Raw genomic sequence first — 23,812 nt, forward strand, 5'->3', positions numbered from 1 at the left:
GGTCAGGCCGACTTCTCCTCGCGGTCGCGGCGGCGGCGGCCGGCGAACTCGCGGGGCACGATCGTCGGGTTGACGTTTTCGAGGACCACCCCGCGGGTGATCAGGACCCGGGCTGCGTCGGGGTTGCTCGGCACCTCATACATCACCGAGAGGAGGACCTCTTCGAGGATGGCGCGCAGGCCACGGGCGCCGGTGCCGCGGAGCATCGCCTGGTCGGCGATCGCGTCGAGGGCCGCCTGCTCGAACTCGAGCTCGACGCCGTCGAGCTCGAAGAGCCGCTGGTATTGGCGGACCAGGGCGTTGCGCGGCTCGGTCAGGATCTTGACCAACGCCTCGCGGTCGAGCGACCGGACGTTGGTGATCACCGGGAGCCGGCCGATGAACTCGGGGATCAGGCCGAACTTGAGCATGTCTTCCGGCATGACCTGGCTGAAGACGTCGTCGGTCGAGCGCTCGGAGACAGCGCGTAGTCGGGCGCCGAAGCCGGTGCCACCCTGGCCGGTGCGGGACTCGATGATGCGGTCGAGCCCGGCGAACGCGCCACCGCAGATGAACAGCACGTTGGTGGTGTCGATCTGGATGAATTCCTGGTGGGGGTGCTTGCGACCGCCCTGCGGCGGGACGTTGGCGACCGTGCCTTCCAGGATCTTGAGCAGCGCCTGCTGGACACCCTCGCCGGAGACGTCGCGGGTGATCGACGGGTTTTCCGACTTGCGGGCGATCTTGTCGACCTCGTCGATGTAGATGATGCCCGTCTCGGCGCGCTTGATGTCGTAGTCAGCGGCCTGGATCAGCTTCAGCAGGATGTTTTCGACATCCTCACCGACATAACCGGCTTCGGTCAGTGCGGTGGCGTCGGCGATCGCGAACGGCACGTTGAGCATGCGGGCCAGCGTCTGCGCCAGGTGTGTCTTGCCGCAGCCGGTGGGGCCGATGAGCATGATGTTGGACTTGGCCAGCTCGACCGCGTCGTTGCCACCGGGGCCGCTGGCCGACTCGGCCTGCACCCGCTTGTAGTGGTTGTAGACGGCGACGGAGAGCGCCTTCTTCGCCTGGTCCTGCCCCACAACGTATTGGTTGAGGAACTGGTAGATCTCCATCGGCTTGGGAAGCTCTTCCCACTTCACCTCGCCGGTCTCGGCCAGCTCCTCTTCGATGATCTCGTTGCAGAGGTCGATGCACTCGTCGCAGATGTAGACCCCGGGGCCTGCGATCAGCTTCTTGACCTGCTTCTGTGACTTGCCACAGAAGGAGCACTTGAGTAGGTCGCCACCGTCTCCGATCCGTGCCACCTACGTTCTCCCTGCGCTCATCGGCCGCGGCGGACCGCCTCCGGGGTGTGTGCAAACTCGACGTTACCCGCTGGGGGCGTTATCTCCGACCCCCAATATGGGTGTGTCAGGGACCAGCCAGTGTTGTCGAACCTGGCCGATCCCCGACACTACGCCTATTTCAGCCCGCTGCGGCAGCCGCGAGCAGGCCCTTCTTGCGGCTGGTGAGGATCGTGTCGACCAGCCCGTATTCGCGGGCCTCTTCGGCCGTCATGATCTTGTCGCGATCGACGTCCTTGGAAACCGTCTCGCGCGGCCGCCCGGAGTGCCGGGAGATGATCTCCTCCATCTGCGACCGCATGCGCAGGATCTCGCGCGCCTGGATCTCGATGTCGGAGCCCTGGCCGTAGCCGCCCTCGGTGGCCGGCTGGTGGATGATGATCCGCGAGTTGGGCAGCGCCATCCGCTTGCCCGGCGTGCCGGCGCCCAGCAGGACGGCGGCGGCCGACGCGGCCTGACCCAGGCAGACCGTCTGGATGTCAGGACGGACGTATTGCATGGTGTCGTAGATCGCCGTCATGGCCGTGAACGAGCCACCGGGCGAGTTGATGTACATGATGATGTCGCGGTCGGGGTCGGTGCCCTCCAGCGTCAACAGCTGTGCCATCACGTCGTTGGCCGACGCGTCGTCGACCTGGACGCCGAGGAAGATGATCCGGTCCTCGAACAGCTTGTTGTAGGGGTTCGACTCCTTGATGCCGTAGGACGTGCGCTCGACGAACGAGGGCAGCACGTAACGGTTGTGCACCGGAGCGAACTGCGGAGGCAGAGTCAGATCGGTCATGGTTGGCCTCCTCAGCCCAGAGTCCCGGCGCCTTCCGGAACCTGTGCGGCTCCGGTGATCACCTTGTCGATGAATCCGTAGTCCTTGGCCTCCTGGGCCGTGAACCAACGGTCACGGTCGGAGTCGGCCTCGATCTGGTCCTGGGTCTGGCCGGTGTGGTGCGCGACCCGATCCTGGAACATCCGCTTCGTGTAAAGCATCTGCTCCGCCTGGATCGCGATGTCGGACGCCGTGCCACCCATGCCGCCGGACGGCTGGTGCATCATGATCCGCGCGTGCGGCAGGGCGTAGCGCTTGCCCTTGGTGCCGGCGCAGAGCAGGAGCTGACCCATCGACGCGGCCATGCCCATCGCGACGGTGGAGACGTCGTTGTCGATGAACTGCATGGTGTCGTAGATCGCCATGCCGGAGTAGACCGAGCCACCGGGCGAGTTGATCCACAGGTTGATGTCGCGGCCCGGGTCTTCCGCGGCCAGCAGCAGCAGCTGCGCGCAGATGCGGTTGGCCACCTGGTCGGTAACCTCACTGCCGAGGAAGATGATGCGTTCCTTGAGCAGCCGGTTGTAGACCGAGTCGTCGAGCCCGCCGGCGAGGTTGTCGCCGCGAGCCTCGTGCGCCCGGATGGGCGTCGCTGGGATATGCAGATCGGTCATGGCAGCCTCTCGCTCGTTTCCGTACTACGCCCGACATTAACCGGTGCCCGAGGCGCTGACTTCCCGCAGCGGACGGTGTTCGCTCAGAGCGCAGGGCGGGGCTCAGTGGTTGTGTTCGGTGACCTCGCGCACCGCGTCGAGGCTGATCTGGTTGCCGGCCGAGTCGCTGATCTTGACCCGCTCCATCACCAGGGTGAGCGCCTTGCCCCGGCGCACGTCGCCGAAGACCGCCCCGGCGGCACCCGACCGGACGAGCTGGTCGTAGTACTGCTGCGGCTGCATCCCGGCGCGCTGGGCGCGGTGCATGATCTCGTGACCGAACTCGTCGTCGGAGACCTGCACGTCTTCGGCGTCGGCCAGGGTGTCGAGCACGAGCTGGATCTTGACGCCCTCGGTGGCCGCGTCGGTCAGCTCGGTGTCGATCTGCTCCTCGGTCTTCTCCTCGGCCGCGAGGTATTCCTCGAAGGAGGCGCCGATGCGCTCGAGCTGGTCGGCCATCGCCTGCTTGCGGTGCTCGACCTCCTCCTTCACCACGCCCTCGGGCGCCGGCACGTCAGCGGCCTCGACGACCTGCTGGAGCGCCTTGTCGCGCGCGGCGTAGATCTGCTCGACCTGCTTGGCCTGGGTGACCCGCTTGCGGAGGTCTTCGCGCAGCTCGTCGAGGGTGTCGAACTCGCTGGCGAGCTGGGCGAACTCGTCGTCGAGCTCGGGCAGCTGCTTCTCCTTGACGGTGCGCACGGTGACCGCCACGTCGGCGTCACGGCCGGCGAAGTCACCGCCCACCAGCTGCGTGCTGAAGGAGGTCTCGGCGCCGGCCGACAGGCCGACCAGCACCTCGTCGAGCCCGGGCAGCAACTGCTTGCTGCCGACCTCGTGGGAGATGTTGGTGGCGGAACCGCCCGGCACCTCTTCGCCGTCGACGGTCGCCTTCATGTCGATCTGGACGTAGTCGCCGTCCTGCGCGGCCCGCTCGACGGTCTTGAGCGTGGCGAACCGCTCGCGGAGCGCCTTGACCTGGTCGTCGATCTCGTTGTCGCCGATCGCCAGCTCGTCGACCGTGACCTCGATGGTCGACAGGTCGGGCAGGTTGAGCTCCGGACGGACGTCGATCTCCGCGGTGAACTTCAGCGGCTCGCCGTCACCGAACTCGGTGATCTCCACCTCGGGGCGGCCGAGCGTCTTCACCTCGTGCTCGCGGACGGCGGCGACGATGTTCTCCGGGATCGCCTCCTGCACGGCCTCGTTGAGCACGGCGCCGCGGCCGACCCGCTGGTCGATGACCGCGGACGGCACCTTGCCCTTGCGGAAACCGGGCACCGTGACCGACTGGGCGATTTCCCGGTACGCCTTGCGCAGGCTCGGCTCGAGCTCGACAAACGGCACCTCGATGGCGAGCCGCACCCGGGTCGGGCTCAGGGTCTCGACGGTGCTCTTCACAGGCGTACTCCTCGGAATGTCTCTTGGACTGATCAGCCCATCGAGTGTAGGCGCGCGGCAGTTGACACCGCCGCGGCGGTCACAGTCGGGGTGGCGGGATTTGAACCCACGGCCCCTCGCTCCCAAAGCGAGTGCGCTACCAAGCTGCGCCACACCCCGTGGCGAACCGAAGTCTATGCGGTAGCGGCGCACCCGCCGCGCCCGGCGTCCCTTTCCCGCACGGTGGGTGACGGATAAACCAGACAAACCCGATTGCGCGGGTACGGCGACAGGTCCGTTTACCGACCGGGGGCCTTACCGGCGGACGGTACGATGCGCGCGAATACGTGCCGGAAGGGAGGCGGGGCCATGCGCATTCTGCTCGTCGAAGACGATCTGCGGGTGGCGTCCGTCATGAAGTCGATGCTGGTCCGCCGGGGTTACCAGGTCGAGCACGCCGCCACCGCCCGGGCCGCGGTCGAGGCCGCACCCTGTGACCTGGTGCTGCTCGACCTCAGCCTGCCCGACGGCGACGGCATCGACGTGTGCCGCGCGTTGCGCACCCGCGACGACAACCTCGCGATCATCGCCGTGACCGCCCGCTCCGACGAGCGCGACAAGGTCAACGGCTTCCGGGTCGGCGCCGACGACTACGTGGTCAAGCCGTTCTCGATGGCCGAGTTGCAACTGCGCATCGAGGCGCTGCTGCGCCGGGCCGCCCGCGGCGTCGCCGCCCGGCAGACCCGCGAGATCGGCCCGCTGCGGATCGACTTCACCGCCCGCGAGGTCAGCGTCGACGCCAAGCCGGTCGCGCTGACCCGCAAGGAGTTCGACATCCTGGCCTCGCTGGCCCGCCAGCCCGGTGTCGCGGTCACCCGCGAGCGGATCCTGCTCGACGTCTGGCAGACCACCTGGTCCGGCCGGCACACGCTGGAGGTGCACATCGCCTCCCTGCGGGCCAAGCTCGGCCAGCCCGACCTGGTCCGCACCGTGCGCGGGGTGGGCTACCGGCTCCAGGCCGAGTGACGTGCGGCGCCGGCTCGTCACCACGTACCTCCTGCTGGCCTGTCTGGTGCTCCTGGCACTGGAGGTGCCGCTGGGGCTGGTGATGAGCGGGCGAACCACCCAGGCGCTGCTCGCCGACCGGCTGGCCGACGCGACCCGGTTCGCGGCGCTGGTGGCACCCGCGATGCGCGGCGGCGAGCTCGAACCGGTCCGCGCGGAGCTGACCCGCTACCACGATCTCTACGGCATCGTCGTGATCGTCGTCGACCAGAACCGGCGGGTGGTGACCCACGCCGGCGCCCGGCCCGGCCTCGACACCGACCCGGTCGTCCGCGGCGCGCTCGCCGGCCGGCAGGTCAGTTCGCCGACCAACGTCTGGCCCTGGCAACGCAGTTCGCTGCTGGTGGCGGTGCCCGTCTACGAGGGCGGCGAGGTGCTCGGCGGGGTGCTGACCATCTCGTCGACCGAGCGGGCCCGCGGCTCGATGCTCTTCGCCTGGTCGGTGCTCGGCGTGGTCGGGCTGGTGGCACTGGTGGGTTCGCTGGTGGCGGCGGTGCGGCTCGCGCGCTGGGTGCTGCGGCCCGTCCTCTCGCTCGACACGGCCGTCCACGAGATCACCGCCGGCGACAGCACCGCCCGGGTGCCGCACGCGCTCGGCCCGCCCGAACTGCGCCGACTGACCACCAGCTTCAACGAGATGGCCGACACCGTCTCCGACGCCCTAGAACGGCAGCGGCTCTTCGTCGCGCACGCCAGCCACCAGCTCCGCAACCCGCTCACCGTGCTCCGGCTCCGGGTCGAGGGCCTGGGCGACATGCTGCCGCTGGCCGCCCGGGCCGAGCACCACCTGGCGCTGGAGGAGTCCGACCGGCTCAGCCGGGTGCTCGACAGCCTCCTCGCCCTGGCCCGCGCCGAGTGGGACGGCCGCCCGCCGATCACCGTCGACGCCGCCGAGCTGGTCGCCGCCCGGGTAGAGGCCTGGCGCCCGCTGGCCGATCAGCGCGGCGTCGCACTGACGGCCGAGGTGCCGACCGAGCCGGTGCCCGCCGAGGCCGCCGACACCGCACTCGACCAGGCACTCGACGCGCTGATCGACAACGGCCTGAAGTTCGCCGGCGCCGGCGGCCAGGTGACGGTCTCGGTCGAGGTGGTGGCCGGCCGGGCGGTGGTCACCGTTCGCGACGACGGCCCCGGGATGACCGCCGACCAGTGCCGCCTCGCGACCCGGCGGTTCTGGCGGGCCCCGAACACCCAGAACGTCGACGGCGCCGGGCTCGGCCTGTCGATCGCGACCGTGCTGGTCGAGGCGTCGGGCGGCACGCTGACCCTCACGCCCCGCGAGCCCCGCGGCTTGGTCGCCCGGGTCCGGCTACGGCTTCACCGAGCGGAAATAACGGGCGGCGCCCGGGTGTAGCGGGACCGGCATGGTGCCGATCGCCGACCTGACGTCGAACCGCTCCCCCGCCGGGTGCGCGCGGGCCAGGGCCTCGTGCTTCTCCATCAACAGCTTCGTCAGGTTGTAGGCGACGTCGTCGGGCATGTCGGTCGGCACCACGAGGAAGTTGGGCACGGCGAGGGTGCTGACCGCGGGCAGGTTGTAGACGGAGTCGTTGACCTCGCGCTGCACGTACACCATTGAATGGGCCTTGCGCATCGGCTCGACCCACGCGCCGAGATCGACGATCCGGATGCCCAGGCTGTTGTTGAGATCTTCGATCGCCTGCACCGGCAGCCCGCCGGAGAAGAAGAAGGCGTCGATCCGCCCGTCGCGCAGCGCGGCCGCCGAGTCGTCGAGCCCCAGCCCTTCGGTCTGGATCATGCCGGGCGCGCTCAGCCCGCCGACCCCGAGCAGCCGCTTGACAGTGATCTCGGTGCCGGATCCCGGCGCCCCGATCGCGACCCGGCGGCCCTTCAGGTCCTCGAGCGAGCTGATCGCCGAATCGGACGGCACGACCAGATGCAGAAGATCTTCATAGACCCGAGCCAGCGCGCGTACGCGTGGGTCCGGCGGCGCCGAGCCCGTGACCAGGATGTCGGCCTGGGTGAAACCGATCTCCGCGCCCTTGCTCTCGACCAGCCGCACGTTTTCCACGGAGGCGGCCGTGACCATCACCTGCGCGTCGGTGTCGGGCAGGTTGTCGTCGACGAGCTGGCCGAGTGCCTTGCCGAATGCGTAATAGACGGCGGTCTGGCTGCCGGTGGCGATCCGGATGTGGGTGACCGGCGGATTCCCCTCGCCGGCGACGCCGATGCCGATGAGCAGCAGCACGAGGACCGACAGTCCGGTGCGCCGCGCCTCGATCACCCTCACGCAGCGCAAGTTTTCCTCAAGTAAGGGGCTCGCGCATACCCCCTGAACGGCCGGACCGCCACGCTGAACCCGGAGGCGATGACGATGGCCATGCAGCGTGAAACCACTGAATCCGCGGCCATGCGGTCACTGCCCGCAGCCTTCGAGGCGGCCTGCCTCATCCGATGCACCGGCGTGGGCCGCTCTCCGGCACCGAGATCCGGCACGGGGGCGGATTTCGCGGGCGACTTCAGACCTGGGCCCGGGCCGGCACCCGGACCCACGCCCGCTCTGTCGGGCACCGACGCCGCGCCGGCCTGGGCCGGCGCGGCGCTCCGGGTGCTGCCGGAGGCACCGGAACAGACCCTGGCGGAGTTCAACCAGCCCGAGGCCGCGGCCCGGCTGGCCAAACTCCTGACCGACCTGGGCGTTTCCGCGACGAGCGCGACGCTGGTCGGCGGCGGGCGGCGGCAGTATTTCGTGCACCGGGTGACGGTGCCGGCCGCTGTTTTCTTCGAGACTTCGCAGCGATTGACCTCGGCGTGGCGGCAGGGTCGGCACTTCCTGCTGCGGACCGACCCGGTGGGTGCTTCGTCGCCACACAACGCGCGGCGCGAGACACTCGCCCGGCGGGCCTGGCAGGCGGCGTCACTGGCCGCGGGCCGGCAGCGGCGAGGCGGCATCTTCGGGGTGCGGCTGGCCGACCAGGAAATGGCCGCGGTGCTGGTCCGGGGTGCGCGGCTACTGGGAGGGACGGCGTCCATCCGGTCGCGGCCGGGTTGTCTGCAGGTGTCGGTGACGTCGGTCTCCTCCGATGCGGCGCTGCTGGAGATCGCGACACCCCCGCTCCGCGCGGCGTCGTGAGCGAGCCAGTACGCTGTCGGATGTGCGCCCGCGGCGCACCCGCGGGCGTAGCTCAATGGCAGAGCTTCAGTCTTCCAAACTGACGGTGCGGGTTCGATTCCCGTCGCCCGCTCCATTTCTTATGACCTCCGGTCATAAGAAATGGAGCCATCCTTGCTCCGGGGGCGACCCCCGGATACCCCACGGTCCGGTGGTTGCGGTCCCCGGTAACCCCGCGGGCTTCTCGATCCACTTGGCCATCGCGTCGGCGATCTCGCTGGCCGCAAGTCATGGGCGCCACACCTCCCGGGCGAGGGTGGCCTTGCATTGAGTGCAGGCGTTGGCGTGGGTGTCGAATCGGCGGGGCTTGCGCCAGCCGAGGCAGCGAGGGCAGCAAATCTCGACGACGGTCGCCGCGGAGCCACCGACGGCGATCGTGCCGGAGCCGGCTAGGGCGCGGCTGAACGCGGCGATGCCCATCAGGACCACCCCCGCGCACGCCGGGCATGGCGATGCGGCCGGGCCGGCTGGGAACTCCCGGCCGCAGCCGACGCTCTCACGCCAGAGGGACCAGGGAAACGTGGGCAGCACGAACCAAGGGCATGACAGCCCTTCCCTTCTGTTGGGTGTGGTTGAGGTCGCCGAGGTGGAGGCCCGCTTGCGGGCGACCCCTGATCCCACAGCAGAGGTGCGTGGCCCGCTCCTTCGCCGGATAGCGCTCTATGAGATCAAGGCGCCGCGCTCGCGCGGCGTGCCGGCCGGCCACTTGGCTCGCGAGTCTCCCGCTCACCAGCCATTCCGGCATCATCGTCACGTGGCAATCTCTGTGCATGTCGAAGAGTTCACCGGCACGGTCGTCGAGCGACTGCCGTCCAGCACCGCAGACGTCAACGCGTTGTGCGACTTCGTCAACGACGACCCGGCCGCCTATCCGCTCCTCGCCGGAGTCGACCCATTGGATGACACTTGCTTCAACCCGCGCCAGGCAGCGTCCCTCCAGCGGGAGCTGGCCGAGCTCGTTCACCGTGGACCAGACTCGATCGCGTCAGTCGCTCGGGGCCTACTTGCCTTGACCGCGCTTCTTGAGGTCGCTCCGGGGCGGCCCCACCACCGACGCCTTCTCTTCAGTGGCGATTGAGCAAGCCTTCGTAACCGCGGGGCGCTGCCCCGGACCCCGGTCCTCCTCGGAGATCAGCATCTTGTGGGGATCTCCTCGGTCGTGCACCCGGGACGGCTACACGGGAACCTCCGACGCCGCCAAGGCCAAGCCGCTTCGCGGTCGCCTTCGGCGAGCCTTGACCCGACCGGAGAACCCCGCGCAGGGTTGAACCTGCCCGACAGAGGAGATCCCGCCGCGAGCCGAAGGTGTGGGGAAGAACCAAGATCGCCGTGCCATCCACGTGCCAGTAGAGCGTGCCACAAGGGGTCGTCAAGGGTCACCTGCGGGCATGACGACCACGTCGCTGAGCTGCACGTTCGCGCTCAGCGGCCTGGCCGGTTGACGTCTTCCAAACTGACGGTGCGGGTTCGATTCCCGTCGCCCGCTCCGGGGGCGACCCCGGACACCCCACGTTCCAGTGGTTGCGGTTAGTCGGTATCCGGGCGGTCGCCCGCTGGTGGGGCGACGGTGTTGCAGGAATGGCGCAGGTCGTGGACGTGGAAGTCGTCGTCCCTGCTGGCCGCGGGGTCGAGTCGCGATCGAGACTGCATAAACGATGTGGGTTCCTGATCCTGCCCGGCTCGCCTAGCCGGCACTCGCCGCGGTTAACACCATTGTCGGTCTAGTCCATGGCCGAATCTTTCTGCCGGCTGCCGGCGACGCGCCGACGTGCACGTGGATATGACGCGGCAACGATCGGTGCGTGAACGGATGGCGCAATGCTGTCAGCGTTGCAAAATCTGGATCATCTACTACGTCTGACAACCATGCGGCGCACCCAGAGCAGAGCTGTGATTGATTCTTGGGTCTGCCAAGTTCCCCGACGTCGTACGCACGGTCTGGACGGTGCGGAAGATGGAGTGCTCCGATAGACGCGGCGGCTAGGTCAACAGCGGTCATCGCAGTCCCAACCGCCCATCGAGCGTGTGTGATGTCAACGGTATCCACGTGGTGTGCGCCGATGCTCCTTGTCGCGCCGCGGAAGACATCGTCATCGAGGTCGTCAAGATAGGCCAGCCCGTCGACCGACCAGATTGCCCAGATGGCATACGTGCCGGCAATCTGCGTCTTGGCCCCTAGGGCGCGGGCAGACTCTTCTAGATCAAGGGGCCAAGCGTATGGCGGCATGCGCAGAATACTATCCAGGTCGTCGAGCGGTTTGTCGCTCGCTCGGGCAAGGCCAATCCAGAGGTCCGTGCACGCTGCGCTTCCGAGCCTCCACCCGCTATGGTGGGGCCGTGATCTGGCTTCCTAAATCGTCGGTGGAGCTGAACGCGATCGGGCACCAAATCATGGTCCGTGATCCCGAAACGTTGTTGCATGCGGTTGATGAACTCATATCCGTCGGATCAGAGGTCAGCAATCTCAAGATCCGCGCAGGCGAACACCTTGCCGCACTCATGCTCACGGCCGTATGCGGACCGCCAACATCCATTGACACCGTCGGCCAGGTCGACCTTCTCTTCGACCGGGAGGCACTGACATCACACGATTGGTGTTTTGGCGCCGCCGGTCGTGCCGCCGTCGAAGTTAAGTCCTACGCTGGCGTTTTCCGCGAGGTCGAGAGCCGAATCAGGCCCGGAGATTTGCATGCCGTGACGATCCGAAGTGCGCTGGATATTCTTCTAGACGCGTCGCCCCAAATCGATAGAGCCATCGATGCTTTGGAGCGAAAGACTGGACCACAAATTTCAAGGAATGTCTTTCTTGTAATCCACATGTTTGATGCAGTTGCGGTTGAGGCCTACGACGAGATGCCATTCATCGGACATCGGCTTCCACTCGTTGCACCGTCGGTTGGCCTCGACACTCTTTGGATCCTATGGCATCCGGGGATGCTGACAATGTGGTCGAAAAACGATCAACGGTGGATCGACGTCATTTTCGCCAATGAGGACCCTTTCGCCGAAGAGGCTGACGAAATGGATATCATTCAACAGGCCGAGGAAACGTTTCTATCGGCGACCGGCCATCGCGGAGATTCGCCATGGTTGTACAAATTAGTTCAATTGCCTGAATCAATGAAAGACCTATGACGGAATACCTCACCCCTGGGCGCACTGATCCGGAGTCCCTAAACGGGTGCGCAGTGGTGGCCGATGATGCCCGGCCCGTATGCGGAGTTTCTGATCATGCCGTTAAGGCGATACGCTGTTTGCCAGGCCCTCAACCTCGGTTGGTGATCAATGAAGAAGATCAGCCCCGGAGCGTTCCCAGCACTCAAGGACTCCCTTTCGTTGATTTACTGGTATCGCTCGGACTTAGTAAGCTTCCTACAGAGTGCCTTGTCCGGGACCCCAGAGATTTTGGCGGTTGCCACTTGGGACGGTCCAAAGCGGAACATCGCAAGCCACATCGTTGACGTCCTGGCACGCAACGAGGAGCGCTATCAAGGTCAAATTCTCAGCCTAATGACTCAAGTGGCTGAGGTGACCGACTTCCGGCATCTAGAGAAGCTTGATGACGGCAAGAAGAAAGCCGAGGACGCGCGCCATGCGGTCGAGGCGCTACGCCGGTGGATCACACCCCATGCTGACCAATTGGCAGAAGAGAAGGCGGCCGAGGAGCGGCGGCGAATTGCGTACGAGACGGCGCTCCGAACGCAGGGTGTCAGAGAAAAGCTAGCCGAATTGCACATCCTTATGTTGGACGTGATCCAGCCGAGCGCGCCTCAGGCACGCGGTTACAAATTGGAAAAGCTTCTTAGGGAACTCTTTGCACTTTTTGACTTAGACCCGCGGGCATCCTTTAAGATCGATGGAGAACAGCTCGACGGGTCGTTCACGTTCGACAATACCGACTACCTTCTTGAGGCCAAGTGGGAGGCCGAACCCACTGACGTGCCTGACCTCTCTTTCTTCAAGGATAAGATTGAGGATCGCTTAGAGAACACTCTCGGCCTTTTCGTTGCGATGAATGGCTATACAGCCAGAGCCATCAGCCGCTTTTCGGCCAAGCGGTCACTGATGATTCTCATGGACGGCGGGGACCTCATGGCCGTCTTAGAAGGTCGGATTGACCTTGGTGACTTGCTCCTCCGCAAGCGTAGGCACGCCGCGCAAACGGGAGAGATCTACCTGCCGGTCTACAGGATCCTCAGTGATTAGGCTGTGACCGCGGATTACTCTTGCCCGCGGGGCGTGAGCTGCTCGGTCGCGCCAGACTGCCGAAATGGCCTCCCAGAAATCAAGGCGCCGGTCGGGGCGTGACTTCGCCAGGCATCGCGCTCTAGGCCCCGGCCCGCCACGCGCTGGCTAAACTAAGCGGCGGGCTGATCGTCCGCGCCGACGCTGGCCTGGTCTGGAACGCGCACCTCGCTTGGGCGGTCCGGTGCTAGGTGTGACACGTCAAGCCGAACGACTCGACGGGCCGACACGACCGTGTATTGCCACTCGAGCGGGACCTTTTCGCCGTCAGCGGTGGTGAGTTCGAGCGGACTTTCGAGCATCAGCTCACGGTCTGCTGTCTCCGCTGCGGCTACATTGAAATGAGAGAGCCGACCTCGGAGATAGCTCCCGTCTTCCATCTGGGCGCCGACCTCGATTGGACCTGGGTCATCGGCGTAAAGGTTCATCACGATGTACCAGGCGGAGGCTCGCTTCACATCGGTGTCTGTATGCGCTGTTAGCCACCTCAGCGGTCGTCTAACGGCTAGGCGCTCGGTCAGCCGAACAATCCTAGGATCGGCGGCGATCAGCCCAATTCCGACCGCCAGACTGAGGTAGGCAAGCGACCACCACGTCACCTCGATGTGGTGGATGCGCGCAAATCGCGCCGGTTGCTGGACCAGCCCTCCAAAGTTGAGCGTGTGCTCTGGCCAGAGCCACCGAGCAAACGCGAAGATGAGGCTGGCGGTGGCTAGGCACAGGATGCTTACAGCTACAACTAGCACGGTCTCGCGGAACGCCGAGTACGTTCTTACCGGTCGGATGCGCTCCTGGCGCAGCACGAATCCCAGGCCAGGCGCAAGGAGCAGGACGAAGAGCGCTAGGCCGAGGAGCGACGAGGGAACCAACCGCGGTTCCTACTTCGTCTTTCCGCTCGGCGGAGGCGTCGCCGGAGACTTCGTCGGCCTTGGCTGCGCGGCCGCGTTCTTGGCGCCAGGTGCCTTCTGCTGCCCCTCCCTGAACTCGCCCTGAGGGTTGCCTTTCCGATCGAAGGTGCGCGTACGACGATCGTCCTTAGCCACTTGGCCCCCTTCCGAGCGCGCAACCATAGCGCACCGCTGCCGCCTGGCGCGACGACCCGCCGACCCACCCGTCGTTAGGTGTCTCCTTCAGACATCACGAAGCCTCCGAGCTGCGGTTTCATGGTCGGTGACCCGGTCGGTCGACGTCTTCCAAACTGACGACGATGCGGGTTCGATCCCTCTCGCCCACGCCACGTTCCGGCGGTTGCGGTCGTCCCTTTTCAGGGCTCCGACGGCAGAGTCCGCCGCCGGGCGCTCGTCCTTGATCGGCACCCGCTCGATGGTGGCCGGGTTGATCGCGAACACGGTCGCGGCGATGCTGTCGGCGTGGAGTACGTGTCCAGAGTGCCGCGGTCGCCGCTGGACGGGCTGATCGACGACCTTTATTACCTGGAGGGTGCACCGCCGTACGCCCGGTTGATGTTGCCGCCGAATCCGTCGGCTTTGCTCATCGTCAACCTCGGCGAGCCGTTCCGCATCCGCGCTGGCGCCGACATCGAGTCGGCCGAATACGTCGACGGCTGCGTGATCTCCACGCCCACCCGCGCGTTTGAGTTCGCCTACCCAGTCCCGACTCGGTCCGTCGGTGTGCACGTGAAGCCGTGGGGGCTCGCGCCGTTCCTGCCAATGCCCGTGGCCGAGCTGTGCGACCGGCCGGTGACGATAGAGCAAGTTTGGGGCCGGCCCGCCGTTGCTGAGCTTCAAGACCGGCTGGCCACCGCGGACACACCGCAAGAGATGCTGACGCTGCTCGAAGACGAGCTGATGCGACGGCTGTGCGGGACCGCCGGCCTGGGGCTGGTCCGCCACACCAGCAGCGTCATCGCGGCGAGCAGCGGGACCGTGGCGATCGGAGACCTCAGGGTGGCCGCCGGTGTCAGCAGCACTCATCTGGAACGGCGGTTCAAGGAGCTCATTGGCGTCACGCCGAAGCGGCTGGCCCGCTCCTACCGCTTCACCGCCACCGTGCTCGCGATCGACCCCGCCGGACCGATCGACTGGGGCGACGTCGCCGGTCGGGCGGGCTACTTCGACCAGGCCCACTTCGGCCATGAGTTCCGGGCGTTCACCGGGCTTACGCCGACCCGCTACGTCGAAGTTCGGCAGCGGTTCCTGCGCGAGCATCCCGGCCACGTGCTGGACGGCTGGCCGCTGCCAGCTGATTGATTTCTTACAAGAGTGACAGCCCACGGCACGCTAATTTGGGGCATCCCAGAACAGAGGAGAGCCCGGTGGGCAAGGTAGTCATGTACAGCTCGGTGTCGGTGGACGGCTTCGTCGCGGACGACAATGACCAGCCTGGACCGCTGTTCGACTGGTTGACCGGCGGTGACGTCGCGTTGGACGAGAGCGGCATGGTGAAGGTGTCGCAGGTGTCCTACGACTACACCCGGCCCTACTGGGACCAGATCGGTGTGACGATCGTCGGCCGCCACGTCTTCGACCTGACTGACGGCTGGGACGGGAAGCCTCCGGGCGGGATCGACCACGTCGTCGTTGTGACGCACCGGCCGGCGCCCGAGGGGTGGGACCGCGAGGCGCCGTTTCACTTCGTCGACGGCGTCGAGGCGGCCGTGGCCAAGGCGCGGGAGCTTGCGGGTGACCGCATGGTCGAGGTCGCCGCTGGCAACGTCGGTGGCCAGGTGCTTGCCGCGGGCCTGGTCGACGAGGTGCGCATGGACGTCGTGCCCGTCGTGTTCGGGTCCGGCAAGCGCTACTTCGGGTCGGTCGACGCGCAGCACCTGTTGGAGGACCCTGACGTGGCGATCCAGGGCAACCGGGTGCTTCACCTGCGTTATCAGGTGCGCCGCTGAGCGGGCAGAATGCCTCACCGTGACCTATGACCTGGCAGTTTGGGAGGGCGAGCGACCGGCTGACGACGTCGCCGCGTCCGAGGCGTTCGAGGCCCTCTACAAGACCTACATCGACTCGGATGAGACCCATCCACCCAGTGCGCGGATCCATTCCTACGTCTCGGCGCTTCTGGCCCGCTACCCGGACATGGACGACGACAACGACGACGTCTGCCCGTGGTCCTCGGCTCCGCTCCTGGACGAGGCCACGGGTCCGATCGTCTACTTCCCGATGCGCTGGAGCATGGCTGACGACGTGTCCGCGTGGGCCGCTCAGCTTGCCGCCGACCACGGACTGATCTGTTTCGACCCCCAGCAAAACGCGCTGCGCCCGTAGGTCCGCGGCGCTCCCGGACCCTGACTAGGTCCGGGAGCAGCCGGCAATCGGTTAGTCGAGCGCGGCGAACATGCCGGGCTCGTAGGTGCCGCCCTGCTGGTGGACGATCACGCCCATTCGGGTGGCGGCGTTGATCATTGCGACCAGGAAGACCAGCGTGCCGACCTCGTCGTCGTCGTAGTGCTTGCGGATCGACTCCCAGGTCTCGTCCGAGACGCCCTCGTCGGCGTCGGCCAGGCGGGTGCCCTCCTCCGCGAACGCGAGCGCCGCCCGTTCCGCCTCCGTGAAGACGCTGCTGTGTCGCCAGGCGGCGACCAGGTTGATCCGGACCGCGGTCTCGCCGGCCGCGGCGGCCTCTTTGGTGTGTACGTCGACGCACCAGCCGCAGCCGTTGATCTGGCTCGCGCGTAGCGACACCAGCTCCTGGACGGTCTTCGGCAGGGTCGACTGCTCCAGGACCTTCGCGGCGCTGAAGAAGCGCTTGGCCGCCTTCGCGGCGGTTGGGCTGTCGAACAGGTTGAATCGGGGTTCCATGTCCTCGTCCTCACTCGTGTGGCTGGCGTCGAACACGAGATGCCGGCCAGCCCGTCCGCGTGACATCGCCTTCGTGTGACCCGCGCCATCGGGTGGGCGACACAGGCGCGGGCGTACGGGTCGGATCCGGCGATACTGGCCACACCACGAGATCGAGGGGGCCTGGATGCTGTCCGAAGCGCTCGCCGCGTTGGCGACCAGTGGTGGCACGGTGCTCGCGGGGGCGATCGCCACGGACGCGTGGAAAGTGGCTCGCGACGGCATCGGGCGGCTGTTCGGTAAGGCGGGGCCGGAGAGCCGGGCTGCGGTCGAGGCGCAGCTGGACACCAACGTCGCGCTGGTGGAGCGGTCGGCAGAGCCCGAGCGGGCCCGGCAGGCGCTGGCTCCACTGTGGCAGCTTCAGTTCACCCAGCTCCTCGAGGACAATCCCGAGCTGGAAGCCGATCTTCGTGAACTCGTGCGCCAGGTCGAGGCGGCCCTGCCGGCGCAGCAACAGCAGTGGGTGCAGACCAACGTCGCGCGCGACAACGCGCGGCTGTTCGCCGTGCAGGGTGGCAACATCGTTTACCACGAACTGTCCGACGAGGACCCGCGAGGATGAACCCGGCGGGCGCGGCGTGGCAGCCCACCAGCGTCCGGCAGGACGTCCGTGCCGACGGTGGCTTCGCCTACGCGGTGATCGGCGCCGACCTCAACGTGTTCGCCGACCGCGGTCCGACCTATCTGCTTCGCGCGCGCCGGCCGGCTGCCGCCGTGCCACCCGAGTGGCTGCTCGCGCAGCCGAGCCGGCTGCTCAACGCCCACCACGCGGTGGTCGGCTTCACCGGTCGCGACGCCGAGTTGGCCGCGCTGACGGATTGGCGGGAGAGCGGGCCACGGTTGGCGGCCCGGTGGCTGCACGCACCGGGCGGGCAGGGCAAGACGCGGCTGGCCGACGAGTTCGCCCGGCGGTCGGCCGCGGCCGGTTGGAAGGTCGTCGACGCGGTGCCCGGTGTCGGCACGATCCTGCCGGCCGCGAGCCAGGAGGACCTGCGGCTCGGCGACGCCGCGGGAGTGCTCCTGGTCGTCGACTACGCGGACCGATGGCCCCGCTCCGACCTGACCTGGCTGTTCAGCAACGCGCTCGTGCAGCATGCCGTGCCGACCCGGCTGCTGCTGGTGGCCCGCAGCGTCGTCCCCTGGCTCTCGGTGCGGGCCGCGCTCGACCGGCTTCAGGCCGGCACCAGCGAACAGGCACTGCGGCCGCTCGCCGACGACCGGGGTGAGCGCGAACGGATGTACGCGGCCGCGTGGACCTCCTTCGCCGCCCGCTACGGGACCGCACAGGACGCCGGATCGCTGCCCGCCGGCCTGCTCGACAAGCCCGAATACGGGCTGACCCTGGCCATTCACCTCGCCGCGCTGGTCTCCGTCGACGCGATGGTGCACCGGCGGCCGTACCCCGACAGCGTTCTGGGTCTTTCCGCTTATCTCCTGGATCGGGAGCGTGAGCACTGGGAGAAGCTGCACACCAGCGGCACCGACTTCCAGACCCCGCCGCGGGTGATGGGTCGGGCGGTTTTCGTGGCGGCGCTGACCGGATCGCTGCCGCACCGCGACGGCAGCGCGGTCCTCCGCCGGGTCGATCTGGAAACCCACCCGGACCGCGTCCTCGGCGACCACGCGGTCTGCTATCCGCCCGCCGACGCGAGCGAAGGCGGCGTGCTCGAGCCCCTCTACCCTGACCGGCTCGCGGAAGACTTCCTTGCCCTGAGCCTGCCCGGCCACGCGCTCGATGGCCATCCCGCCGACCCGTGGGCGTCCTCCGCGCTCCCCGAGATCGTCACCGGCGACGTGCCCTATCTGAGCCGGGCGATCACCTTCCTGGCCGCCGCGGCCGGCCGCTGGCCCAGCGTGGGCGAACGGCATCTCTACCCGCTGCTGCTCGCCAATCCCGGCCATGCCGTCGCCGCCGGCGGTGCCGCGCTGGCGGGCCTTGCCGAGTTGCCCAGCATCCCGGTGCCGCTGCTGGAGGCCATCGAGGCCGAGCTGCCCGACACCCGCGACGTCGACCTGGACGTGGGCATCGCCGCCGTCGCCGCCGCACTCGCGGCCCACCGACTCGCCGGCGATCCGGATCCGGCGCGAAGGGTGGGCGTCCAGTGGGAGCTCAGCATCCTGCTGTCGAATGCCGGTCGGGACCGGGAAGCGTTGGAGGCGGCCCAGCAAGCGGTCGCGCTGGCTCGACATCTCGTCGCCGGCGACCGCGCGGCCTTTGAACCCGATCTCGCGGACTCGTTGGCGACGCTGGGCGGGGCGCTGTCGACGCTCGGGCAGTGGGCCGACGGGCTCGGTGCGACCACCGAGGCGGTCGAGCTCCATCGCCGGCTCGCCGCGCGCGACCCGGGCACCTTCGGGCAGGCACTGGCCAGGGGCCTGCACAACCTCAGCATCGCGCTGGCCGCGGCGGGGGCGCGGGAAGAGGCGGTCGAGGCGGCCGAGGAGGCCGTCGCGATGCGTCGGCGCACCGATCTCCCCGACAACGCCGACCATCTCGCCGGAGCGTTGGACAACCTGCGGGTACGACTGATCGAGGTCGGCCGGTTCGACGGCGCGTTGGGCCTGGCCGAGGAGGCGGTCGCCGCGCACCGGGACATGGTCGCGGCGAATCCGGCCGCCTTCGGGCCGGACCTCGCCCGGGTCCTGTCGAATCACAGCGTCCTGCTGACGAAGGTCGGGCGGCACGCGGAGGCGGTGGCCGCCGCCGAGGAAGCGGTCGCCATGGGTCGAGGGCTGGCCAGGGCCAACAAAACGGCGTTCGAGGTCGATCTGGCCACCTCGTTGACCAACCTCGGCAACGCCCTGTCCGAGCTTGGGGAACGCGCCAGGGCGTGCGAGGCGACCAGCGAGGCGGTCGAGCTCTACCGCGAACTCGCGCGTGGCAACGCCGGCCTCGTCGCCAACCTGGCGCTGGCCCTGTCCAACCTCGGGAAGCACCTGGCCGACGTCGGAAGGCTCGAGGAAGCCCTTGACGCCACCGACGAAGCCGTCGAGACGCGCCGGCAGCTGGCGGCCGAAAACCCCGCCGCCCATCGGCCGGGCCTGGCCACGTCGCTGGACGCGCTGGGCAAGCGGCTCTACGCGGCCGGGTTGCTCCGCGAGGGCCTCGACGCGTCCAGCGAGTCCGTCGAGATCCGCCGGGGACTCGTCGCGGACCATCCGGGTGCCTTCGACGCCGACCTGGCGACCTCGTTGACCAACGACGGCACCCTGCGCTGGGGGCTCGGGCGTCGCGAGGAGGCGCTGGCGGTGACGGCGGAGGCGATCGAGGTGCGCCGGCGGGTGGTGACCCGGGGCGTCGACGCCCCTGAACTCGCGGCCGCGCTGGCCAACTTCAGCGCCATGCTCGCCGGCGCTGGGCGGCTGGAGGAGGCGCTCGCCGCGGCGACCGAGGCCGTGGCGCTCTACCGGCAGCAGTCCACGAGCTATCCGGCGGTCGCCGCGCCGGGGCTGTCGGCGTCGTTGGCGAACCTCGGCCTCGTCCTCGCGTTCGTCGGGCGGCAGACCGAAGCACTGGCCGCCACTCAGGAGGCGGTCGCGATCCGGCGGGTGCTGGCCGCCGAGAACCCCATGGCTTTCGAACCGGAGCTGGCCGCCTCGCTGACCAACCTGGTCGCCGATCTGCTCGCCCTCAACCGGCTCGCCGAAGGGTTGGCGACCGCCGAGGAAGCGGTCAGCAGCTACCGGCGGCTCACGGGCACCAGCCCGGGCCGCTTCGCCGGCGGGCTGGCCACCGCGCTGACCAACCTCTGCATCGCCCTCTTCGCGGCGGGCCGGGCGAAGGACGCGCACCGCGCCGGAACCGAGTCGGTCGAGATCTTCGAGGCGCTGGCACGGGTGTCGCCGGGCGTCTTCGAGGCAGACCTTGCCCGGGCCCGGGGGCTGGTCAAGGACCTTCGACGTAAGCGGCGCTAGGTGTTTCGGGCCCGGCGGATCACCCGCCGGACCAGCGAGACGATGGTCCACGGCAGGGTGACGACGAACACCACGACGGCGACCACGATCCCCACAAGACCCAGCAGGATCAGGCCGATGAACAGGACCGGGCCGGACGTCAGCCCCAACCGGTCCATGATGGATGGCCCGAACCCGTAGCGGATGGCTCGCTTGCGCAGCTTGGCCTCCACGCGCGGTGCGATCCGGAGCTGGCCCTCCAGCATGCGGGCCGCCTTCCGCTCCATCTTGAAGACGTGGGGTGCCTGCCGGACGAGCTGGTCATAGTGCGCGACGGCGGCCTGCGCGCTCTGCTCGCCGTCGGCGTATTCGCGGAGCTGGCCCTCCGCCGTGGCCAGCAGCGTCAGGGCCCGCGCGAGAGCGGGTTGGTGGAAGGCCGGCGCGCGGTCGGCCAGCGGCCGCAGCAGGGTCACCAGTTCGTCGGCGACCTCGGCGGCCGGGTCGGCCCGTCCCACCGCCAGGTAGGTCATCGCTTCGGCCTGTAGGACGGCGGCGAACTGCGGCTGGTAGGCGTCGGGCTCGGCGGCGGCCAGCGTCCGGTAGATGCGCGTCGCGTCGTGCAGCGGATCACCGGCGTCCAGCGGTGCGGTCTGCGCCAGGATGCTCCCGAGCCGCGCCAGGGCCGCGGCCTGATCCGCCCGGCTGCCGCCGGCCCGCACCGCGGCGACGGTGGCCCGCGCCTTCGCCACCGGGTCCCCGGCACCGGTCAGCTGCGCGCGGATCACGGCCGCCTCCCCCTCCGCGGCGGTCGCCGGGCGGTCGCGGCCGAGGTTCCGCAACGTGGTGGCGAGATTCTCGATCGAATCCGCGAGCTCGGGCCGCCAGGAAGGGTCGGTGCGGGTCAGCCTCCGCCGCACCGCCACCGCCTCCTCGATGACCGTGAGCGCCGCTCGGTTCTGGCCCGCCGACGACAACGCGACGCTGTAGTTGTTGAGTGCTTTGCTCAGGCCGCCGAGGTAGCTGTCGGGTCGCTCGGTGGCCAGCCCGCGGAAGATCTCGACGGCCTCGGCGGTCACCGCGACAACCTCCTGCGGTTGGGTCGGCGGGAGCGAGCCGGCCAGGTTGACCAGGACCAGGCCGAGGAACTGGCGGTTGGCCGCCGGGTTCGACTCGACCAGCCCGCGCAGTTTGGCCTCGGCCTCGCGGAGCACCGCGACCGCCTCGCCGGCGTGACCCAGCGCCGCCAAGCGCGTGCCGACGTTGTTCAGAGCCAGGGCGAGGGCCTGCTCGTACGCGTAGGGGTTGGTCTCCGCCAGCCGGCGACGGATGGCCACCGCATCCCGGCTGACCGCCAGCGCCTCGTGGTGCCGGCCGGTCGACGCCAGCGCGTTGCCCAGGTTGTTGAGGGAGGTGGCCAGGTCAGGCAGGAACGTGCCGGGATCGCGCTCGGCCAGCTCCCGCCGGATCGTGACCGCCTCCAGGGCGGCGGCCGAGCCCTCGGCTGCCCGGCCGAGCTCCAGCAGCCGGATGGTGAGGCTGTTGAGCGCGGCCGCCAGCTCGGGACGCTCGGCGTCGGTGAGCCGCCGATAGATCGCCACGGCCTCCTCGGTCTGGGCGAGGGCCTGGGCCATCCGGCTCGGCTCCGGTCTCGTGGACTCCCGGCCGAGCAGGTGCAGCGCGTCGGCCAGCCGCGGCAGGTAGGCGTCGTCGCCCTGGTCGACCAGGTCGCGGTAGATGTCGACGGCCCGGGCGACGGCCGCCTCGGCTTCGACCCGGCGGCCGAGCCCGCTGAGGGCCCGGCTCTGCTCGTAGGCGCCGGCGGCCGCCACCGCACCGCCTTCGCCGGCCAGCGGCGCGACCCGCAGCGCGGCGTCGAGGGCCGGCTCGAGCAGGCCGGCGTTGAGGTAGCGACGGGCGAGTGTCACGAACTGGCGGGCGAGCGGCTCACCGGTCAGGCCCGACGCGGCCGCCTGATCGGTGCGCCGGCGGGTGATCGCCGCGATGCCGAGGTCGAGGTCGGCCTGGCCACGGGCGGGCAGCAGCGGGTCGAGGGCCGCCAGCACGGCCGGATCGAGATCCTCGACCTCGGCCAGCACGGTCAGGGTGCCGCTGCCACCGCTCAGTGCGAGCTCGGGCGCGTCGCGCAGCACCGCGGCGAGGTGCGCGGCGACGTGCGGCCATCGCCCCGGCGCGGCCGCCGCGGCCAGGAACGTCAGCGCCCGACCGGCGTAGGTCGCCGCGCCGCCCCGCACCAGGGTCGCCATGGTCGACGGCGCCCAGGGCCGGGAATGGTGACCGTGGGCCGGGTGGCCGGGCAGCGTCAGCGCCAGGAAGTCTTCGGCCAGCCGGTCCGGATACAGCGGTTCCAACGCGGTGAGGGCATCGGTCGGCGGGTAGCAACGGGCGTGGTCGGCCAACAAGCGGTCAGGGTGGCCGGGGAGGTCGAGCGTGCGCAGGATCTCGACACCACGGTCGTAGGGCATCGCACCGGTGAGCGCCGCGGTGAACACCAGCCGGGTCATCTCCGCCGAGGTGGTCTCGAACTCCAGACCGTCTACTCTGGATTCGTAAAGGCGCTGCCAGTGCCCGTCTTCGCGGTCGAGCAAGTGTGCCGACAGCCCGGCCGGGTCGTCAGCCACCTCGCCGCCCCGGTGGAGGGCGTCGACCGCGACCAGCGCGGCCATGTGCACGGTCAGCGTGAGGGCGAACGCTGGTTCGTCGAGACGCGCCGGCACGGCGACGGTCTCCGGGACGACGCCGTAGCGGAAGGCGAACGCGTCGCGGGCCGCCAGGAACATCCGCTTCCGGTCGCCCGGCAGCGGCCCGAGCGCCATGACGTCCATCGAGCCGTCGAGCTCCTCGATCGCCGATCGGATCGCGCGGGCGGCGTAGGGCGAACGCGCCAGCAGGAGCAGCCGCGTCGGCACCGCCCGGTGCAGCACGGCGTTGCTGAGCAGCCAGGCCAGGTGGGTCAGCGGCCACCGGTCGGCGTAGTCGACGACCATGAGCAGGCCGGCGACACCGTCGAGGGTCAGGTCCTGGCTGCCCGGCGGTGGGCTCACCGACCCCGGCCCGTGCCGGGCGTCCACCACCTTCCACCCGACGGCGGCGCTCGCGTCCGCGAACTCGGCGGCCAGCCGGGTCTTGCCCGCACCACCCGGCCCGTGCAGCAGCAGGGCGGACAGTCCCGTACCCGAGCGCCAACCGGTCAGCCGGGCCAGCTCGCTCTCCCGCCCGGTGAACGGCACGATCCGGTGGCGGGCGTTGAGCAGCCGGCTGGGCTGATCGGGCAGCCAGCTCGGCTCCTTCGGGACCGCCGGCAGCCGCCGGGTGAGCACGTAGACCGGGCCACGGTCCTGGAACACGTGCATGTCCGCGCCGATGAGGCCGTAGCCGTATCCACTCTCGACGTTGACGACCTGGGTGACCGACACGCCAACCTCCAACGGCCGCGCGGGCGGCGCCCACACGCCACGGTCAGCGTA

21 protein-coding genes and 2 tRNA genes are annotated in these 23,812 nt (G+C 68.9%); 11 read left to right on the top strand and 12 right to left on the bottom strand.

What is annotated here, in order from left to right:
• Window positions 1–2: 2 nt before the first annotated feature.
• The 5 genes from clpX to DFJ67_RS01345 all read right to left on the bottom strand — a co-directional run bounded on the left by clpX (window position 3) and on the right by DFJ67_RS01345 (window position 4,364).
• On the bottom strand, window positions 3–1,292 hold the full coding sequence (gene clpX, locus DFJ67_RS01325) for an ATP-dependent Clp protease ATP-binding subunit ClpX (protein ID WP_116066187.1): 1,290 nt from the start codon (window positions 1,290–1,292) through the stop codon (window positions 3–5).
• 160 nt (window positions 1,293–1,452) lie between these two features.
• On the bottom strand, window positions 1,453–2,115 hold the full coding sequence (locus tag DFJ67_RS01330; protein ID WP_116066188.1) for an ATP-dependent Clp protease proteolytic subunit: 663 nt from the start codon (window positions 2,113–2,115) through the stop codon (window positions 1,453–1,455).
• 11 nt (window positions 2,116–2,126) lie between these two features.
• Window positions 2,127–2,768 (bottom strand): ATP-dependent Clp protease proteolytic subunit, encoded by a 642-nt coding sequence (locus DFJ67_RS01335; RefSeq protein ID WP_116066189.1) that lies wholly within the window; start codon window positions 2,766–2,768, stop codon window positions 2,127–2,129.
• A gap of 102 nt (window positions 2,769–2,870) precedes the next feature.
• Window positions 2,871–4,205 (bottom strand): trigger factor, encoded by a 1,335-nt coding sequence (gene tig / locus DFJ67_RS01340; protein WP_170215710.1) that lies wholly within the window; start codon window positions 4,203–4,205, stop codon window positions 2,871–2,873.
• Between the two features lie 85 nt (window positions 4,206–4,290).
• Window positions 4,291–4,364: transfer RNA gene (locus DFJ67_RS01345), tRNA-Pro, on the bottom strand.
• A gap of 189 nt (window positions 4,365–4,553) precedes the next feature.
• Between DFJ67_RS01345 and DFJ67_RS01350 the strand changes: the two genes are divergently transcribed.
• Window positions 4,554–5,210: a response regulator transcription factor gene (locus DFJ67_RS01350; protein ID WP_116066191.1), complete on the top strand. Its 657-nt coding sequence runs from the start codon at window positions 4,554–4,556 to the stop codon at window positions 5,208–5,210.
• A gap of 1 nt (window position 5,211) precedes the next feature.
• On the top strand, window positions 5,212–6,603 hold the full coding sequence (locus tag DFJ67_RS01355) for a sensor histidine kinase (RefSeq protein WP_116066192.1): 1,392 nt from the start codon (window positions 5,212–5,214) through the stop codon (window positions 6,601–6,603).
• Here DFJ67_RS01355 and DFJ67_RS01360 read toward each other — a convergent pair.
• Window positions 6,559–7,500, bottom strand: a complete 942-nt coding sequence (locus tag DFJ67_RS01360; protein WP_239097426.1) for a TAXI family TRAP transporter solute-binding subunit — start codon at window positions 7,498–7,500, stop codon at window positions 6,559–6,561. The two genes, DFJ67_RS01355 and DFJ67_RS01360, sit on opposite strands and share 45 nt — an antisense overlap.
• A 174-nt stretch (window positions 7,501–7,674) precedes the next feature.
• On the opposite strand from DFJ67_RS01360, the gene DFJ67_RS01365 reads away from it, so the two are divergent.
• Both DFJ67_RS01365 and DFJ67_RS01370 read left to right on the top strand, forming a co-directional pair.
• The gene (locus tag DFJ67_RS01365) at window positions 7,675–8,343 is read left to right on the top strand and encodes a hypothetical protein (protein WP_147315377.1); all 669 of its coding nucleotides are present in this window, start codon (window positions 7,675–7,677) and stop codon (window positions 8,341–8,343) included.
• A gap of 41 nt (window positions 8,344–8,384) precedes the next feature.
• Window positions 8,385–8,458 (top strand) — tRNA-Gly (locus tag DFJ67_RS01370).
• A gap of 152 nt (window positions 8,459–8,610) precedes the next feature.
• Here the strand turns inward: DFJ67_RS01370 and DFJ67_RS01375 are convergent.
• On the bottom strand, window positions 8,611–8,802 hold the full coding sequence (locus tag DFJ67_RS01375) for a hypothetical protein (RefSeq protein ID WP_116066194.1): 192 nt from the start codon (window positions 8,800–8,802) through the stop codon (window positions 8,611–8,613).
• 76 nt (window positions 8,803–8,878) lie between these two features.
• Window positions 8,879–9,346, bottom strand: coding sequence for a hypothetical protein (locus DFJ67_RS01380; RefSeq protein WP_116066195.1), 468 nt, complete (start codon window positions 9,344–9,346; stop codon window positions 8,879–8,881).
• 1,373 nt (window positions 9,347–10,719) lie between these two features.
• Here DFJ67_RS01380 and DFJ67_RS42175 point away from each other — a divergent pair.
• On the top strand, window positions 10,720–11,517 hold the full coding sequence (locus DFJ67_RS42175; protein WP_147315378.1) for a hypothetical protein: 798 nt from the start codon (window positions 10,720–10,722) through the stop codon (window positions 11,515–11,517).
• 150 nt (window positions 11,518–11,667) lie between these two features.
• Window positions 11,668–12,588 carry a hypothetical protein gene (locus tag DFJ67_RS01385; protein WP_147315379.1) on the top strand — a complete coding sequence of 307 codons (921 nt, stop codon included), beginning with the start codon at window positions 11,668–11,670 and terminating at the stop codon, window positions 12,586–12,588.
• A 152-nt stretch (window positions 12,589–12,740) separates the two neighbouring features.
• On the opposite strand, the gene DFJ67_RS01390 is transcribed toward DFJ67_RS01385, so the two are convergent.
• Both DFJ67_RS01390 and DFJ67_RS42180 read right to left on the bottom strand, forming a co-directional pair.
• A complete protein-coding gene (locus tag DFJ67_RS01390; RefSeq protein WP_116066197.1) occupies window positions 12,741–13,496 on the bottom strand; it encodes a DUF6338 family protein in 756 nt (251 codons plus the stop codon).
• Between the two features lie 261 nt (window positions 13,497–13,757).
• A complete protein-coding gene (locus tag DFJ67_RS42180; protein WP_147315381.1) occupies window positions 13,758–13,976 on the bottom strand; it encodes a hypothetical protein in 219 nt (72 codons plus the stop codon).
• 21 nt (window positions 13,977–13,997) lie between these two features.
• Here DFJ67_RS42180 and DFJ67_RS01400 point away from each other — a divergent pair, with 21 nt between their 5' ends.
• The 3 genes from DFJ67_RS01400 to DFJ67_RS43595 all read left to right on the top strand — a co-directional run bounded on the left by DFJ67_RS01400 (window position 13,998) and on the right by DFJ67_RS43595 (window position 15,860).
• Window positions 13,998–14,837, top strand: coding sequence for an AraC family transcriptional regulator (locus tag DFJ67_RS01400; RefSeq protein ID WP_239097425.1), 840 nt, complete (start codon window positions 13,998–14,000; stop codon window positions 14,835–14,837).
• Window positions 14,838–14,902: 65 nt separating this feature from the next.
• A complete protein-coding gene (locus DFJ67_RS01405; RefSeq protein ID WP_116066200.1) occupies window positions 14,903–15,484 on the top strand; it encodes a dihydrofolate reductase family protein in 582 nt (193 codons plus the stop codon).
• 19 nt (window positions 15,485–15,503) lie between these two features.
• On the top strand, window positions 15,504–15,860 hold the full coding sequence (locus DFJ67_RS43595; RefSeq protein ID WP_116066201.1) for a hypothetical protein: 357 nt from the start codon (window positions 15,504–15,506) through the stop codon (window positions 15,858–15,860).
• 51 nt (window positions 15,861–15,911) lie between these two features.
• Here DFJ67_RS43595 and DFJ67_RS01415 read toward each other — a convergent pair whose 3' ends face one another.
• Complete coding sequence (locus tag DFJ67_RS01415; protein WP_116075463.1) at window positions 15,912–16,394, bottom strand: carboxymuconolactone decarboxylase family protein; 483 nt, start codon at window positions 16,392–16,394, stop codon at window positions 15,912–15,914.
• A gap of 166 nt (window positions 16,395–16,560) precedes the next feature.
• Between DFJ67_RS01415 and DFJ67_RS01420 the strand changes: the two genes are divergently transcribed.
• Window positions 16,561–16,995: a hypothetical protein gene (locus DFJ67_RS01420; RefSeq protein WP_116066202.1), complete on the top strand. Its 435-nt coding sequence runs from the start codon at window positions 16,561–16,563 to the stop codon at window positions 16,993–16,995.
• Window positions 16,992–20,348 (top strand): tetratricopeptide repeat protein, encoded by a 3,357-nt coding sequence (locus DFJ67_RS01425; protein ID WP_116066203.1) that lies wholly within the window; start codon window positions 16,992–16,994, stop codon window positions 20,346–20,348. The genes DFJ67_RS01420 and DFJ67_RS01425 overlap by 4 nt, the downstream gene beginning before the upstream one ends.
• On the opposite strand, the gene DFJ67_RS01430 is transcribed toward DFJ67_RS01425, so the two are convergent.
• A complete protein-coding gene (locus DFJ67_RS01430; protein WP_116066204.1) occupies window positions 20,345–23,761 on the bottom strand; it encodes a tetratricopeptide repeat protein in 3,417 nt (1,138 codons plus the stop codon). The two genes, DFJ67_RS01425 and DFJ67_RS01430, sit on opposite strands and share 4 nt — an antisense overlap.
• Window positions 23,762–23,812 lie beyond the last annotated feature (51 nt).

The organism is Asanoa ferruginea (genome assembly GCF_003387075.1).
Lineage (GTDB): Bacteria > Actinomycetota > Actinomycetes > Mycobacteriales > Micromonosporaceae > Asanoa > Asanoa ferruginea.